A 15,520-nucleotide genomic window follows, 5' to 3' on the forward strand; every position below is an offset into this window, starting at 1 on the left:
GCGGTGATTGCCGCGCCCGGTCCGCGCCGGCGGTGCTCGGCAGAAGATGCTGGGGCGGGTGGTGCCAAGTGATTGTCGCGCCGGCGGGGCGCCGCCACTGGTGGATCCGCGCCACCGCGGACGCCCGCCCAGCTGGCCCCGCTCGGCGGCACGTGACTGCCGCGCCTGCCCGCCGACGTGCCCGGATTGTCCAGCTTGGAACTGCTCGGCGGGAAGGGAGCGTGGCGGCCGGTTACGGTAGGCGACGTGACCCGGACCCACTTCTTCTCCTCGTTCGAGGACGGTGATCCGCGGCCCATCTCCGGCGCGGTCGTGACCGTCGGCTCCGGGCCGGGGCGGGCGCCCGCGGCCAAGCCCGGCGTGGGGTTCACGGGGGTGCGCGCCGCCCGCTACACGGCGGACCAACCCGCTCGTCAGGTGCTGTTCGAAGTGGACTTCGAGATCGGCGCGGACACTCGACTGTCCTATGTGGTGTTCCCGGAGTCCGATGCCGGGCCGAGCTGGCGCAGCACCTTCGTCGCACTGGCCGTCGAGCTGGACGACGGCACCCTGATCGGGGGGTCGGCGCTCGACGCGGGCGAGTCCAAGACCCTCTACCTCGACCAGTGGAACCTCGTGCGCCACCCGCTCGGCGAGGCCGCGGGCCGCCGGGCTCGGGCCGTCGTGTTGCTCGCCGAGCCGTCGCCGGGTGAGCCGGTGTCGGGCTGGGTCGACGACGTCGCGATCGCCGGCGCGCCACCCGAAGGCCCGCGGGACCCGGTCGACTGGGTGCGCACCACGCGCGGCACCCACTCCAGCAACGAGTTCTCCCGCGGCAACACCTTCCCGGCCACCGCGATGCCGCACGGCTTCAACTTCTGGACCCCGGTGACCGACGCCGGGTCACTCGACTGGCTGTACGAGTACCACCGGCGCAACAACGCACAGAACCGGCCCGAGCTGCAGGCCTTCGCGGTCAGCCACCAGCCGAGCCCGTGGATGGGCGACCGGCACCCCTTCCAATTCCTGCCGGGAATCGGTCCGGTCACCGCGGACCGGAAGGCGCGGGCGCTGGCGTTCTCCCACGACAACGAGACCGACCGGCCGCACCACTACGGGGTGCGCTTCGACAACGGCATCACCGTCGACCTCGCACCCACCGACCACGCCGCGCTCATCCGCTTCAGCTTCCCCGGCGAGGGCGGGTGGGTGCTGTTCGACAACGTCAACCGGCGCGGTGGCCTCCGCGTCGACCCGGCGCGCGGGGTGGTCACCGGGCACACGTGGGCACGCAGCCGCCTGTCCGTCGGCGCGCGCCGGATGTTCGTGTACGGCACCTTCGACCGGGCGGCCACAGGCGGCCGCCGCCTGCGCTGGCCCAACACCGGCTACCTGTCCTTCGACACACCGAAGGTCGAGCTGCGGATCGCGACCTCCCTGATCAGCCTGGAGCAGGCGCGCCGCAACCTCGAGCAGGAGATCCCGGCAGGCACCACGTTCGAGCAGGTCCGCGAGCGGGCGCGGGCGGCGTGGCAGGAGGTGCTCGGCCGGGTCGAGATCGACGGCGCCACCCCGGACGAGCTGACCACCTTCTACTCCGGCCTGTACCGGCTGTTCCTGTACCCGAACTCGGCCCACGAACAGACCCCGCGCGGAGTCCGGCACGCCAGCCCGGTGTGGCGCCGCTGGTGGCCGAGCACCCGCACCCGGACCGGGGCGAAGGTCGTGGACGGCCCGATGTCGGTCAACCACGGCTTCTGGGACACCTACCGCACGGTGTGGCCCGCGCTCGCGTTGCTGGCGCCGCGACGCTGCGGGGAGCTGATCGAGGGGTTCGTGCAGCAGTTCCGCGAGGGCGGCTGGATCGCGCGCTGGTCCTCCCCCGGCTACGCGAACCTGATGACCGGCACCAGCTCCGACGTCGCCTTCGCCGACGCCTACCGCAGAGGCGTGCGGAACTTCGACGTGCACGCCGCCTACGACGCCGCGCTGCGCAACGCGACCGTCACCCCGCCCGGCCGCGGCGTCGGGCGGCAGGGCCTGCGGGAGTCGATCTTCCTCGGCTTCACGCCGCTGACCACGCACGAGGGCCTGTCCTGGGCGCTGGAGAGCTGCCTCAACGACTTCGGCCTCGCCGCGCTCGCCGAGGAGCTGGGGCACACCGACGACGCCCGCTACTTCCGGCAGCGCGCCGCGCAGTACGTCAACCACTTCGACCCGGCCACCGGGTTCTTCCAGGGCCGTCACCACGACGGCCGGTGGCGCTGGGCGCCGGAGCACCACGACCCGGCCCGGTGGGGCTTCGACCAGCCCGAGACCAACGCCTGGAACACCGTGTTCTCCGTGCCGCACGACGGCGCAGGCCTGGCCGCGCTGCTCGGCGGCCCCGCGGGGCTGGAGTCCAAACTGGACATGTTCTTCGCCACCCCGGAGACGGGCCGCGTCCCGGGGTCCTACGGCGGGATCATCCACGAGATGACCGAGGCGCGGGACGTCCGGCTCGGCCAGTACGGGCACTCGAACCAGCCCAGCCACCACATCCCGTGGATGTACTGCCACGCCGGCGCCGCGGCCAAGACGCAGGCGATCGTCCGGGAGGTGCTGACCCGCTGCTACCTGGGCAGCGAGATCGGGCAGGGCTACCCGGGCGACGAGGACAACGGCGAGATGTCCGCCTGGTACGTGCTCGCCGCGCTGGGCCTGTACCCGCTGGCGCCGGGCAACCCGGGTTACGTGCTGACCGCGCCGCTGTTCGAGCGGGCCCGGCTGCGCCTGGAGAACGGGCGGACGGTGACGATCAGCGCCCCCGGCCGCGGGCCCTACGTGCGGGGCGTGACGATCGACGGCAAGCCGCACCACTCGACCTGGCTGCCGCACGCCGACCTGATCACCGCCGGCCACCTGGCGTTCGACGTCACGGACACCCCCACCGGCTGGGGCGATCCACCGCCGTCGCTGGGCGCGCAGCCGCTGGCCGACGTCACCGGCACCGGCAGCTGCGACGACGGCACCGACGTGACCCCGCTGTTCGCCGACACCACCGCCACCCAAGTCACGTTCCGCTCGCGCACCCCGGTGATCGAGTGCACCGTCGGCGAACCGGCGCGGGTCGAGCTCTACACACTGACCTCCGCCGCCCGCGGCGGCGACCCACGCGACTGGGTGCTGGAAGGCACCACCGACGGGGAGTCGTGGGTGCGGCTGGACGAGCGTCGCGGCGAGCGGTTCCGGTGGCGGCGGCAGACCCGCCCGTTCTCCATCGCCGAGCCCGGCACGTACCGTGCCTACCGGCTGCGGATCACCGCGGCGACCGGGCGGCGGACCGCGCTGACCGAATGGGAACTGCTCGGGGGCCGTGCATGAGGGTGTGGAAGGTGGCCCAGGACCGGCTGGTCGCCGCCGATCCGGGGCTGGTGCGGTTGCGGCTGGCCGGGATCGCGGTGGGCGGGATCGTGTTGTCGATCCTGGTGCTGCTCCTGCTCGGCCGTCCGATCCCGACGATCATGGTGGCCAGCATCGCGGCGATGAACTCGGCGTTCAGCGTCAACGACAAGACGCCGAAGGACCAGGCGATCACGCTCGTGCTGGTCATGCTGTGCGGGTCGGCCTCGCTCACCGTCGCCGCGTTCGGCGCCACCGCTCCCCCGCTGGACAGCGTGCTGTTCGTGCTGCTGATCTTCCTCGCGGTCTACGCGCAGCGGTTCGCGCCGCGCGGCACCGCGATGGGCGCGCTGTCGTTCTTCATGTTCTTCTTCGCGATGTTCCTCGCGATCCACCCGCGCCAGCTGCCCGAGTACATCCTCGCCCTGGCGATCGGGCTCGCCGCGAACGCCGTGATGCGGTTCGCGGTGCTGCGGCGGCGCCCGGAGGGCGAGCTGCTGCGGGCCCGCCGCGCGTTCCGCGCCCGGATCAGCGCCGTGGTGCGGGCCGCGGCCGCGTGCCTGGCCAGCGGCGGCAGCGAGTGGCGGATCAACCAGCTGCGCAAGGCCGACACCCGCCTGCACGAGGCCGTCCTGATGATCGAGGACACCATCGGCGACCTGTTCGACGAGACCGGCACGCAGCTGCTGCGCCGCCGCCTGCTCGCCGTGGAGCTGGCCTGCCAGTGGCTCGCGATCACCGTGCGCCGCGCCGCCGAGGAGGGCGCGCTGCCGGAGGCGGTCCGCGACGACCTGATCGCGAGCCTGCTGCGGCTGGACTCCCTGATCGAGCGCGATCCCCGCGATCTGCCGGTGATCAGCGACACCGAGGAGTTCAGCAAGATGCTGGTCGCCGGCAGCCGGCTCGCCGAGCGCACCGAACCCGGCGACGAGGTGCGCCGCGCGATCGCCGAGCTGGCGCTGGCCGACGTCAACGCGCAGCGCGTCGCCGAGAAGGACTACTCGGCCGAGACCGAACTGCCCGAGGAGGAGACCGAAGAGGAGCCCAAGAAGGTCCTCGCCTACGACAACCGCACCCGCAGCGCGATCCAGGCGATGGTCGGCGGCGGGCTCGCCGTGCTCGGTGGCGAGTTCATCTCCGACTCCCGCTGGTACTGGGCGGTGCTGACGGTGTTCGTGGTGTTCCTCAACACCAGCACCGCGGGCGCGACGTTCGTGAAGGGGTTCCGCCGCGTCACCGGCACCCTGGGCGGGATCTTCGGCGGGATGCTGCTGGCGCTGCTGGTCACCGGCAACACGGTCGCCACGGTGGTGCTGATCCTGGTGTGCGTGTTCTGCCTGGTCTACGTGGCGCGGGTGTCGCAGCTGCTGATGGCCTTCTTCATCACCTGCATGCTGGGCCTGCTCTACAGCCTGCTCGGCACGTTCAGCGTCGAGGTGCTGTGGGTGCGGGTGGCCGAGACCGCGATCGGCGCGGCCGCGGGCCTGATCGCGGCGGTCCTGGTGGTGCCGGTGCGCACCCGCACCGTGATGGTGTCCGACATCGACGACGCCCTGACGGACCTGTGCGAGTTCCTGGCCGGCGCGGAGGCGCTGCTGTCCGGGCGGGAGAACGTGAACGTGATCGAACTCTCCCGCGAGCTGGACCGCTCGGTGGAGAAGGTGCGCACCACGATCGAGCCGCTGACCCACCCGATCAGCCTCGCCAGCCGCCGCGACTACGGCTGGTACGTGATGAGCACGCTGGAACGGCTGGCGTTCCGGGCGCGGCAGATCGCGGCCCGCTCCGAACCGGGCCTGCTGCCCGCCGACGACCGGCTGACCGCGGTGATCGAGCGGATCAGCCGCAACGTCGACGTGCTGCGCGACGCCCTCGACGGCGACGAGCGCGGGAAGCTGGTGCGCAACACCGCCGCGCCGGAGACCCGTGAGACGGACAACGCCCAGGCACGCTCCGTGCTCACCAGCCTGGGCCGCCTGGAGGCCGGGATCGTCGCGCTGGGCAGGGCGTTCGAGGTGCCGGTGGCCGATTCGACTCGATCGGTTCAGCAGAACGTGAGGCGACGCACCACGTCAGCGCAGGCAGAGGGCGATAGGGTCACCAGCACAAGCCAAGATTCCGTCCGCAGGAGTACGCAATGACCCAAGCCCCCGTCAACGTCACCGTAACCGGCGCCGCCGGCCAGATCGGCTACGCGCTGCTGTTCCGCATCGCGTCCGGTCAGCTGCTCGGCCCGGACACGCCGGTGAAGCTGCGGCTGCTGGAGATCCCGCAGGCGGTCAAGGCGGCCGAGGGCACGGCGCTCGAGCTGGAGGACGGCGCGTTCCCGCTGCTCGCGGGCATCGACATCTTCGACGACGCGAAGCAGGCTTTCGCCGGCGCCAACGTGGCGCTGCTGGTGGGCGCGCGCCCGCGCACCAAGGGCATGGAGCGGGCCGACCTGCTGGAGGCCAACGGCGGCATCTTCAAGCCGCAGGGTGAGGCGATCAACGCCGGCGCCGCCGACGACATCCGCGTCCTGGTGGTCGGCAACCCCGCCAACACCAACGCCCTCATCGCGCAGTCGCACGCGCCCGACGTCCCGGCCGAGCGGTTCACCGCCATGACCCGCCTGGACCACAACCGCGCCGTCGCCCAGCTGGCGAAGAAGCTGAACGCGCCGGTCAGCGAGATCAAGAAGCTGACGATCTGGGGCAACCACTCCGCCAGCCAGTACCCGGACATCTTCCACGCCGAGGTCGCCGGCAAGAACGCCGCCGAGGCCGTCAACGACGAGAAGTGGCTGGCCGAGGAGTTCATCCCGCGCGTGGCCAAGCGCGGCGCGGAGATCATCGAGGCCCGTGGCGCGTCGTCGGCCGCGTCGGCCGCGAACGCCGCCATCGACCACATCTACAACTGGGTCAACGGCACCCCCGAGGGTGACTGGACCTCGATGGCCGTGCCGTCCGACGGTTCCTACGGTGTGCCGGAGGGCCTGATCTCCTCGTTCCCGGTCGTCTGCAAGGACGGCAAGTACGAGATCGTCCAGGGCCTGGAGATCAACGAGTTCTCCCGCGGCCGCATCGACGCGTCGGTCAACGAGCTGGCCGAGGAGCGCGAGGCCGTGAAGAAGCTCGGTCTCATCTGATTTTTCCTGGTGGTGCGCGGAGGGCCGGTTCCCTGACGGGGGCCGGCCCTCCGGCGTCAGCGTGGTGATCATGACCGCGATCGATCCGCCCCGCGGGCTCGCCGAGCGGCTGCGCGACACCCGCGCCCGGCTGGAGGCCGACGTCGACCGGTGGGTGGCGACTTCCGGTGAGGCGGGCGTGCACCTGATCCCGCTGTCCTACCTGTGGGACGGCGCCGCGTTGCTCGTCGCCACCCCGCGTGACTCGCTCACCAGCCGGAACCTGATGGCCGACGGCCGGGTGCGCCTGGGCCTCGGCCCGACGCGGGACGTCGTCCTCGTCGACGGCGTCGCCGAGCCGGTCGAGCCGGACGCGGCGGCGTGCGAGGCGTTCGCCGCGCGGACCGGGTTCGACCCGCGTGCGGAGACCCAGCCGTACCAGTACTTCCGGATCCGGCCGACGCGGGTGCAGGCCTGGCGGGAGGCCAACGAGCTGCCGGGACGCACCCTCATGCGCGACGGGCACTGGCTCGGCTGACCGGGCGGCGCTACCTTGCCCCGATGGGGAAGTTCATCACCATCGGCTACGGGGACAGCGCGGGCTACGAGCGGACTGCCGAGGAGGTGCGGACGGCCGCCCACGAGCACGACTCCCGGTTGCGCGCCGCCGGGGTCGAGATGGGGATCGCGGGCGAGCCGGTGCAGGTGCGCAACCACGACGCGGCCGGGACCCAGGTGACGCCGGGCCCGTTCCTGCGGTCGGACCTGCCGGTCGCCGGGTTCGCGATCATCGAGGCCGACACGCTGGAGGAGGCCACGCGGATGGTGGCCGGGACCCCGTGCGCGGTGGCCCACGGGGTGGTCGAGGTGTGGCCGCTCCAGGGCTGACCTCCGGCTAGTCGATGCCCTCGACGATGCGGAAGTCGCGCTCGACGCCGTCGGCGAGGACGGCCAGCGCCTCCTGGTAGGCCGCGCTCTCGCGCGCCGCGACGGCCTGCTCGAAGCTGTCGAACTCGACCAGGACGGTGCGCTCGGCGATCCCGGCGTCGTGCGCGACGACCCGGCCGCCGAGGATGAGGGGCCGCCCGCCCGCGGCCCGGACGGCCGGACTGGCCAGTTTGTTGTAGGCAGCCAGCTTTTCGGGGTCGGAGACGGTGCGGTAGACGCTGACCCAGTAGCCCTTGGGCATGGAACCTCCAGTGTTGTGATGAGTGCTCTGACTTATGAGCGTCGGCGGGCGAGTGCGAGGCTGGTCAGCGTCGTGATCGCCATGGCGCCGATGCCGATCAGCGCCGCGGTGGTGTAAGCGCTGTCGTCGGGGAAGAGGAGGCCGGGGCCGGTGCCCGCGGCGAGGACGAGGCCGCCGAGGGCGCTGCCCAGGGAGTAGCCGACGCTGCGGACGACGTAGTTGAAGCTCATGGCGCTCGACGTCTCGCTCTTGGGGGTGACGGCCAGGATGACGCCGGGCATCGCGGCCGAGAAGCCGCCGACGCCGAAACCGAGCACGCCCATCGCCGCGAACAGTTCGGCCCGGTCCGACCGGGTCGCCGCGAACAGGGCGAATCCGCCGCCGATCACGACGGCGCTGCCGGCCAGGAGCAGGGGGTCGGCGATCCGCGTGCGCAGCCGCGGCGTGAGCTTGCCTGCGACGAACCCCAGCACCGAGAACGGGATGAGGACCAGCCCGGCGACGAACGTCGTCAGCCCGAAGCCGTAGCCGGCGCCGGGCGGCGTCTGCGCGTACCGGGTGATGAGGGTGAGCAGGAGGTACATGCCGATCCCGCCGACGAACATGGCGAGGTTCGCCCCGGCGACCGCCGGGTGCCGCACCGCCCGCACGTCCACCAGGGGCGTCCTGCTGCGCAGCTCGACGACGGCCCAGACGCAGAGCAGCACCACCGCGACGACGGCGAGTCCTGCCGCCACGGCGAGGTGGCGGCTCCACAGGTTCCGTTCGCCTGCCAGGAACAGCACCAGGAGCAGCGCGGCGGCCAGGACGATCGTGCCCGCCACGTCCAGGCGGGCGGAGCGGCCCGCGGGGGCTTCGGGCATGGAGCGCCACGCGGTCAGGAGTGCGGCGGCGGTGACGATCAGGCCGAGGCCGTAGGCGGCCCGCACCCCGCCGAGTTCGGCGAGCAGTGCGGTCAGCGGGTAGCCGACGCCGGCCCCGATGATCGAGACCACCGAGATCAGAGCGATCACGGTCGCGCCGCGCTCCTCGGGAAGGTGGTCCCGGGCCACGCCCATCATCAGCGCCGTGAGCCCGAGGCCGACGCCCTGGGCCGCCCTCCCGGCCAGCAGGCACGCGAACGGCAGCGGCAGCACGGTGAGCGCGCTGCCGGCGACGACGATCACCAGCGTGGCGAGGATCGTGGCCCGCCGGTGCGGGCCGGCTCCGAGCCGGCCCAGGACGGGCGTGGCGACGGCGCCGCTGAGCAGTGCGACGGTCAGCGTCCACTGCGCGCTGTCGAGCGAGACGTGGAACGAGGTCGCCACGCTGGTGATGAGCGGTGTCCCGAGGCTGCCGACCACCGCCACGACCAGAGCGATGAACATCAGGGCGGGGACCAGCAGCCGCGGCTCGGAACGCGCCGCCGGGAACGCCTTCACCGCGACCTCGCCTGCCCGGTCACTTTTTCGACCCTTCGCGGTCCTGGCTTTCGAGCTCTGCCAGGTGCTTCAGCGCCGGAAGGGCCGCCACCAGCGCTTCGACCTCCTCGCCGGTCAGCTCGCCGATCAACCGCTCGAACGCGTTGACGCCCGCCTGGCGCCGCGTCCGGACGTAGGAGGCTCCGGCCTCGGTCAGGCACACCAGCGTGACCCGCTTGTCGGCCGCGTCGCCCCGCCGCTCGACCAGGCCGGCCTCCTCCATCACCCGGACCAGTGCGGTCATCGCGGGCTGGGTGACGCCCTCGATCGCGGCCAGATCGGTGATGCGCCGCGGGCCGGTCCGGTCCAGGGTGGCCAGGGTGGCGGCGGAGGTCAGGCTCATGTCCCGGGGCAGGCGTCTCACGGCGCTGGTGGCCAGGCCGTAGAGGGCGGCCCCGATGGCGGCGGCCGCGCCACGAGCGGTGTCTTGACGGCTCACGGCAGAAGCATAGCATCTTTATATACATCGTTTATGTAAGTTGTCGTCCAGCCCACCTTTTCGTTGTGGGAGAAGGGATTTTGTGCCCTCTCCGGCACGCGGATAGCGTCGGATTCATGGAGTGGAGCTTGAAGCCGGCCGAGGAGCTGGCTGCCGCGTTGCGTGCCGGTGCGGTGTCCTCAGTGGAACTGACCGACGAGGCCATCGACCGCATCGAGCGCGAGGACAAGGCGGTCAACGCGATCTGCGTGCCGGACTTCGACCGCGCGCGAGCCGCCGCGCGCGCCGCGGACCGGGCTCGCGCCCGCGGCGAGGACCGGCCGCTGCTCGGGATTCCGGTGACGGTCAAGGAGTCCTACGACGTGGCCGGGTTGCCGACGACCTGGGGCATGCCGCAACACCGGGAGTTCCGGCCCGCCGACGACGCGGTGCAGGTTTCGCGGCTCAAGACCGCGGGCGCGGTGGTGCTGGGCAAGACGAACGTGCCGTTGGGACTGCAGGACATCCAGACCTTCAACGAGATCTACGGCACCACCGGCAACCCGTGGGACCACGACCGCACGGCGGGCGGGTCCTCCGGCGGATCGGCGGCGGCGCTGGCGTGCGGGTTCGGCCCGTTGTCCATCGGCTCCGACCTCGCCGGTTCGCTGCGCACCCCCGCGCACTTCTGCGGCATTCACGCGCACAAGCCGACGCTCGGGCTGGCGGCGCCGCGCGGCATGGTCGCGCCGCCGGGGCCGGCCCTGCCGGTCGACCTCAACCTCGCCGTCGTCGGTCCGATGGCCCGCACCGCCCGCGACCTCGCGCTCCTGCTCGACGTCATGGCCGGCCCGGACCCGCTGACGGCCGGCAAGGCGCACCAGGTGGCGCTGCCGTCCGCACGTCACGAGCGGCTGAGCGACTTCCGGGTCCTGGTGCTGGACGAGCATCCGCTCCTCCCGACCGGGGCCGCGGTGCGGGCGGGCGTGCACCGGGTGGCCGCCGCGCTCACCGACGGCGGCGCCCGCGTCGAATGGCACAGCGGGCTGCTGCCCGACCTGGCCGAAGCCGCGACGCTCTACATGCAGTTGCTGATTTCCGGCGCCGTCGCGCGGTTCCCCATCGACGACGAGCAACTGCGAGCCCGCGTGGCCGGGCTGAGCGCGGACGACGGCAGCCTCGACGCCGTGCGGTTGCGCGCCATGGTGTTCAGCCACCACGACTGGCTGGCCGCGAACCACCGCCGCGAACTCCACCGCCACGGCTGGCGGCAGTTCTTCGCCGAGTTCGACGCCGTGGTCTGCCCGATCACGCCGACGCCCGCGTTCCCGCACGATCACAGCCCGAACCCGATGGAACGCCGCATCGACATCGACGGCGCCGGCTACCCGTACTTCGACCAGCTCGTCTGGGCCGGCGTGGCGACGATGCCCGGCCTGCCCGCGACCGCGATCCCGGCCGGCCGCTCCCCGGAGGGCCTGCCGGTGGGGGTGCAGCTCATCGGCCCGATGTTCGAGGACCGCACCCCGCTGCGCCTGGCCGAACTGCTGGAGCACGAGATCGGCGGCTTCCAGGCGCCGCGGTAGGGCGTCCCACCGGAGGGCCCGCCGCGGACGAGGCGCGCGGGCGGGCCCCCGGTCGGCCGTCCGTTCAAGTGCGCCGGGCGTTGATGAGCCAGTGTGCCGCGCCGTACAGCACGCCCCGGTCGGTGAGGTGGGCGGCGATGTCGGCTCTGAGAGCGTCGATGGCGTGGGCGCGCCGTTCGTTGTCGAGTTGGCGCAGCGCAGCGGCGAAGTTGCCGGTGATGAAGTCGAACGCGTCCTCGACATCGCGGCCGTAGTACATGGGCATGGACAGGTCCGTCATCTCGATGTCGGCGAAGCCTGCCTCGGTGAGCAGCTGACGCACTCGATCAGGGTCACTCAGCGAGAAGGGGGTCGGAGCCTCGGGTGGTGGCGGTGGAAGCTCACGGCCCCCGGACGCGATGGTGCGAAAGGTCCTGATGCCCTCGTTGCGGTCGAGCGCCTGCCACGTCAGCTGCACGAAGCGGCCGCCTGGCTGGATGGCGCGTGCGATGTTGGCGAACGCCGCCTGCCGGTCGCCGAAGAACATGGTGCCGTGCCTGCTGACAGCGACGTCGAAGCGCGACTCACCGAAGTCGTGGAGTTGCGCGTCCGCCTGGACAAAGGCCGCGTTGGTCAGCCGCTCCTCCGCTGCCAGTGCGCGCGCGAGATCCAGCAGCGTCGACGACAGGTCGACGCCCAGCGCCGAACCTCCACGGGCGATGCGGGCCGCGTCACGAGTGACTTGACCGCTGCCGCATCCGATGTCCAGGATCGTGGAATCCTGCTGGATTTCGGCCGCCTTCAACAGTTCGCCGTGGTAGCCGGACATACCCTCGTCGAAGCGTTCGGCGCGCTCGGTCCAGAACGCTCCATTGCCACCGTCCCAGGAGCGGAACTGATCGGTGTTGGACGAGTCGACGGTCGGTGTGTCGGTCACGGTCTCTCCCCCTGGCAGCAGTGACGGGGGTCCGGCACGGCGCGGATCGCGAGGAACCCCGTCGGCTCGCGGCTGAGGCGTTCGAACCGTTCGGCGTCGAGCGCCTCAGCCGCGGGTGACGGGCGGGGTTCGAGCAGCCGCTCGACGAGGAACCCGGCCGCGCGCAGCTCCTCGCAGGTCTGCTCCAGCGGGGAGAGCCAGTAGCGGACCCGCCAGCCGCGGCTCCACACCTCCTCGACCACGCGCGGCTCGAAGTAGTTGCCGCCGTGCCGGAGCCAGTCGCCGAACGGGTGCTGCCGGGACAGCACCAGCGCCCCGTCCGGCCGGAGCACGCGGCGCAGCTCCCGCAGCAGCGCCACCCGGTCGTCGACGTACTCCACGGCCAGCGCGAACAGCACCCGGTCCACCGAGGCGTCCGGCAGCCAGTCGAGCGGCTCGGCGAGGTCGTGCACGCGGAACTCCCCGGCCGGGACGCGGCGCCGGGACAGCTCGACCATCTGCGGGCTGATGTCCACGCCGACCACCGCCGCGCCCCGCGCCACCAGCTCCTCCGCGTACAGGCCCGGACCGCACGCGGCGTCGAGCACCCGCAGACCGCCGACGTCCCCGAGCAGGCCCAGGCACGCCGGCCGGTCCAGGTGCGCGTTGTAGAAGCCGTCCCGCGCGTGGTCGAGGAACTCCTCGGCGAAGACGTCGTACTGCGCCTCCCGCCCGACCTCCATCACGCGCCGGTCAGGCCGCGGCGCGCCAGGAGCGGCGCGATCTCCGGGTCCCGGCCGCGGAAGTCGCGGAAGAAGCCCATCGGGTCACCGGCGCCGCCGCGGGAGAGCAGCGTGGCCCGGAAGTGGTCGCCGTTCTCGCGCTTGAGACCGCCGTTCTCCTTGAACCACTCCACGGTGTCGGCGTCGAGCACCTCGCTCCAGATGTAGGAGTAGTACCCGGCCGAGTAGCCGCCGCTGAACACGTGCGCGAAGTAGGTGCTGCGGTAGCGCGGCGGGATCGCCGGCACCGCCACCCCGGCCTTCTCCAGCGCGGCGGCCTCGAACGAGGCGACGTCGCCGACCGCGTCCTCGGTGCCCAGCCCGTGCCAGGCCTGGTCCAGCAGCGACGCGGCCAGGTACTCGGTGGTGGCGAAGGGCTGGCCGTACTGGGCCGACTCCTCCAGCCGCTCCACCAGGCGCTGCGGCAGCGGCTCACCGGTCTCGTGGTGCTTGGCGTAGTTGGCCAGCACCTCCGGCCACAGCATCCACATCTCGTTGACCTGGGACGGGTACTCCACGAAGTCCCGCGGCACGTTGGTGCCGGAGAACTTCGGGTAGCGCACGTCCGACACCAGCGCGTGCAGCGCGTGCCCGAACTCGTGGAACAGGGTGGTGACCTCGTCGAAGGTGAGCAGCGTCGGCTCACCGGCGGGCGGCTTGGCGATGTTGAGGTTGTTGACCACCACCGGCCGCTCGCCCAGCAGGTGCGACTGGTCGGCGAAGGTGTTCATCCACGCGCCGCCGCGCTTGGAGTCGCGCGTGTAGTAGTCGCCGAGGAACAGGCCCAGCGGGCTGCCGTCGGCGTCGAAGACCTCGAACACCCGCACGTCCGGGTGGTAGACGGGCAGGTCGTGGCGTTCGGTGAAGCTCAGCCCGTACAACCGGCTCGCCGCGTAGAGGACGCCGTCGCGCACCACGCGGTCCAGCTCGAAGTAGGGCCGCAGCGTCGCGTCGTCGAGGTCGAACTTCGCCTTGCGGACGCGTTCGGCGTAGAAGGCCCAGTCCCAGGGGTCGAGCGTGGCGCCGGGGTGGTCCTGCTCGAGGTAGGTCTGCAGCTCGGCGGCGTCGCGGCGGGCGTTGGCCACGGCGACGGGCGCGAGCCGCTCCAGCAGCCCGACGGCGGCCTCGGCGGTGCGGGCGGTCTCGTCGGAGATCACGTACGCCGCGTGGTTGGGGTGGCCGAGCAGGGCGGCCTTCTCGGCGCGCAGCTGCACGATCCGCGCCAGCACGGCCGAGTTGTCGTTGTCGTTGCCACGGTTGCCGCGCGAGATCGACGCGGTGAACAGCCGTTCCCGCAACGCCCGGCTCTCCAGCGAGGACAGCAACGGCTGCGAGGTGGGCAGGTTCAGCGTGAGCAGGTACCCCTCGACACCGCGGGAGGCGGCGGCCTCACGCGCGGCGGCGATCGTGCCGTCGGACAGCCCGGCCAGCTCCGCCGCGTCCTCGACCAGCACGGCCAGGTCGTTGGTGTCGCGGAGCAGGTTCTCCTGGAACCGGGTGGACAACGTGGACAGTTCCTCGTTGAGCACCCGCAACCTGGCCTGCTGGCTCTCGTCGAGCCCGGCGCCGGCGCGCTGGAAGTCGGTGTAGGTGCGCTCCAGCAGCCACGCCGACTCCTCGTCCAGCCCCAGCTGGTCGCGCCGGTCGTAGAGGTCCTTGACGCGGGCGAACAGCCGCGGGTTCAGGTGGATGGCGTCGGAGTGGGCGGCCAGCTTCGGCGCGATCTCGGCCTGCAGCTCCTGCCGCGCCGGGTTGGTGTCGGAGGAGGTGAGGTTGAAGAACACCGACGAGACGCGCTGCAGCAGGCGGCCCGAGGTGTCCAGCGCCACGATCGTGTTCTCGAACGTCGCCGGCTCCGGGTTGCCTGCGATGGCCTCGATCTCCGCGGCGTGCTCGGCCAGGCCGGCCGCGAACGCCGGGCCGAAGTGCTCGTCGGCGATCCGGTCGAACGGGGGCAGACCGTAGGGCAGGTCGCTCGCCTGCGAGAACGGGTTGTCCGGTGTCATCCAGCGCGGCCCTTCTGTCCTGTCGACCCTCCGATCTCCGCGTCGGAGGACGTCTTCTTCTTCCTACCGCGCTTCGGCGCCGGCGGCACCACCCCGGCCAGATCCGCACTGTGGTCGTTGACGCGCACCACGAACGGGCGCACCTCGGTGTAACGGACCACGGAGATCGACGCCGGGTCGACCACGATCCGCTGGAACGCGTCCAGGTGCTGCCCCAGCGCGTCGGCCAGGATGGACTTGAGCACGTCGCCGTGGCTGCACAGCAGCCAGACGGCGTGGTCGCCGTGCTCGGCGGTGATCCGCGCGTCGTGCTCGCGCACCGCGGCGACCGCGCGCGCCTGCATGCCTGCCAGGCCCTCACCGCCGGGGAACACCGCGGCCGAGGGGTGGGCCTGCACGACCCGCCACAGCGGTTCCTTGACCAGGTCCTTCAGCTCGCGGCCGGTCCACTCGCCGTAGTCCACTTCGGACAGGCGCGGTTCGACGGTGCGGGTGAGGCCCCGCTCGGCGACGAGCGGGGCCACCGTGTTCTTGCAGCGTAGCATCGGCGAGCACACGACCTCGGCCAGCGGCACGCCGGCCAGCCGCTCCACGAGCGCCTGAGCCTGCGCGCGGCCGGTGTCGTCGAGCCCGACCTTGGGGGTCCGCCCGGCCAGCACGCCCGACCCGTTCGCGGTCGAGCGGCCGTGCCGGAGCAGGATCACGGTAGCCACGCCGC

Annotated in this window: 13 protein-coding genes; 6 read left to right on the plus strand and 7 right to left on the minus strand. The window is 72.1% G+C overall.

Going from position 1 to position 15,520, the window contains the following annotated elements; all coding sequences use genetic code 11:
• The first annotated feature begins 246 nt into the window (after positions 1 to 246).
• From ABZ215_RS09945 to ABZ215_RS09965, 5 genes are all read left to right on the plus strand, one after another.
• Entirely contained in the window at positions 247 to 3,342 is a 3,096-nt protein-coding gene (locus ABZ215_RS09945; protein WP_354949119.1) for a GH92 family glycosyl hydrolase, read from the plus strand.
• Positions 3,339 to 5,501 (plus strand): FUSC family protein, encoded by a 2,163-nt coding sequence (locus tag ABZ215_RS09950; RefSeq protein ID WP_354709062.1) that lies wholly within the window; start codon positions 3,339 to 3,341, stop codon positions 5,499 to 5,501. Before ABZ215_RS09945 ends, ABZ215_RS09950 begins: the two co-directional genes overlap by 4 nt.
• Positions 5,498 to 6,487, plus strand: coding sequence for a malate dehydrogenase (locus tag ABZ215_RS09955; protein WP_237334841.1), 990 nt, complete (start codon positions 5,498 to 5,500; stop codon positions 6,485 to 6,487). Before ABZ215_RS09950 ends, ABZ215_RS09955 begins: the two co-directional genes overlap by 4 nt.
• A 70-nt stretch (positions 6,488 to 6,557) precedes the next feature.
• Positions 6,558 to 7,004, plus strand: a complete 447-nt coding sequence (locus tag ABZ215_RS09960; RefSeq protein ID WP_354949121.1) for a pyridoxamine 5'-phosphate oxidase family protein — start codon at positions 6,558 to 6,560, stop codon at positions 7,002 to 7,004.
• Between the two features lie 23 nt (positions 7,005 to 7,027).
• Complete coding sequence (locus ABZ215_RS09965) at positions 7,028 to 7,354, plus strand: YciI family protein (protein WP_354709059.1); 327 nt, start codon at positions 7,028 to 7,030, stop codon at positions 7,352 to 7,354.
• Positions 7,355 to 7,361: 7 nt separating this feature from the next.
• Here ABZ215_RS09965 and ABZ215_RS09970 read toward each other — a convergent pair whose 3' ends face one another.
• From ABZ215_RS09970 to ABZ215_RS09980, 3 genes are read right to left on the minus strand one after another with little or no spacing between them, the layout of a single operon-like run.
• Positions 7,362 to 7,655: a DUF1330 domain-containing protein gene (locus ABZ215_RS09970; protein ID WP_354949123.1), complete on the minus strand. Its 294-nt coding sequence runs from the start codon at positions 7,653 to 7,655 to the stop codon at positions 7,362 to 7,364.
• A gap of 32 nt (positions 7,656 to 7,687) precedes the next feature.
• Complete coding sequence (locus ABZ215_RS09975; protein ID WP_354949125.1) at positions 7,688 to 9,076, minus strand: MFS transporter; 1,389 nt, start codon at positions 9,074 to 9,076, stop codon at positions 7,688 to 7,690.
• 19 nt (positions 9,077 to 9,095) lie between these two features.
• On the minus strand, positions 9,096 to 9,554 hold the full coding sequence (locus ABZ215_RS09980; protein ID WP_354949127.1) for a MarR family transcriptional regulator: 459 nt from the start codon (positions 9,552 to 9,554) through the stop codon (positions 9,096 to 9,098).
• A gap of 116 nt (positions 9,555 to 9,670) precedes the next feature.
• On the opposite strand from ABZ215_RS09980, the gene ABZ215_RS09985 reads away from it, so the two are divergent.
• Complete coding sequence (locus ABZ215_RS09985) at positions 9,671 to 11,119, plus strand: amidase (protein ID WP_354949129.1); 1,449 nt, start codon at positions 9,671 to 9,673, stop codon at positions 11,117 to 11,119.
• Positions 11,120 to 11,183: 64 nt separating this feature from the next.
• Here the strand turns inward: ABZ215_RS09985 and ABZ215_RS09990 are convergent, their stop codons facing one another.
• The 4 genes from ABZ215_RS09990 to ABZ215_RS10005 are packed head-to-tail and all read right to left on the minus strand — an operon-like array spanning position 11,184 to position 15,515.
• The gene (locus ABZ215_RS09990) at positions 11,184 to 12,035 is read right to left on the minus strand and encodes a methyltransferase domain-containing protein (protein ID WP_354949131.1); all 852 of its coding nucleotides are present in this window, start codon (positions 12,033 to 12,035) and stop codon (positions 11,184 to 11,186) included.
• Positions 12,032 to 12,757 (minus strand): methyltransferase domain-containing protein, encoded by a 726-nt coding sequence (locus ABZ215_RS09995; RefSeq protein WP_354949133.1) that lies wholly within the window; start codon positions 12,755 to 12,757, stop codon positions 12,032 to 12,034. The genes ABZ215_RS09990 and ABZ215_RS09995 overlap by 4 nt, the downstream gene beginning before the upstream one ends.
• The gene (locus tag ABZ215_RS10000; RefSeq protein WP_354949135.1) at positions 12,757 to 14,802 is read right to left on the minus strand and encodes a M3 family metallopeptidase; all 2,046 of its coding nucleotides are present in this window, start codon (positions 14,800 to 14,802) and stop codon (positions 12,757 to 12,759) included. The genes ABZ215_RS09995 and ABZ215_RS10000 overlap by 1 nt, the downstream gene beginning before the upstream one ends.
• Entirely contained in the window at positions 14,799 to 15,515 is a 717-nt protein-coding gene (locus ABZ215_RS10005) for a histidine phosphatase family protein (protein ID WP_027935851.1), read from the minus strand. The genes ABZ215_RS10000 and ABZ215_RS10005 overlap by 4 nt, the downstream gene beginning before the upstream one ends.
• Positions 15,516 to 15,520 lie beyond the last annotated feature (5 nt).

This window comes from Amycolatopsis sp. NPDC006131, assembly GCF_040614175.1.
GTDB lineage: Bacteria > Actinomycetota > Actinomycetes > Mycobacteriales > Pseudonocardiaceae > Amycolatopsis_E > Amycolatopsis_E tucumanensis.

What these genes read in the sequence shown, in the direction of transcription:
- ABZ215_RS10000 (WP_354949135.1), bottom strand. Translation starts at nt 14,802, where the DNA reads ATGACACCGGACAACCCGTTCTCGCAGGCGAGCGACCTGCCCTACGGT.
- ABZ215_RS09955 (WP_237334841.1), top strand. Translation starts at nt 5,498, where the DNA reads ATGACCCAAGCCCCCGTCAACGTCACCGTAACCGGCGCCGCCGGCCAG.
- ABZ215_RS09965 (WP_354709059.1), top strand. Translation starts at nt 7,028, where the DNA reads ATGGGGAAGTTCATCACCATCGGCTACGGGGACAGCGCGGGCTACGAG.
- ABZ215_RS09950 (WP_354709062.1), top strand. Translation starts at nt 3,339, where the DNA reads ATGAGGGTGTGGAAGGTGGCCCAGGACCGGCTGGTCGCCGCCGATCCG.
- ABZ215_RS09960 (WP_354949121.1), top strand. Translation starts at nt 6,558, where the DNA reads ATGACCGCGATCGATCCGCCCCGCGGGCTCGCCGAGCGGCTGCGCGAC.
- ABZ215_RS09970 (WP_354949123.1), bottom strand. Translation starts at nt 7,655, where the DNA reads ATGCCCAAGGGCTACTGGGTCAGCGTCTACCGCACCGTCTCCGACCCC.
- ABZ215_RS09985 (WP_354949129.1), top strand. Translation starts at nt 9,671, where the DNA reads ATGGAGTGGAGCTTGAAGCCGGCCGAGGAGCTGGCTGCCGCGTTGCGT.
- ABZ215_RS09995 (WP_354949133.1), bottom strand. Translation starts at nt 12,757, where the DNA reads ATGGAGGTCGGGCGGGAGGCGCAGTACGACGTCTTCGCCGAGGAGTTC.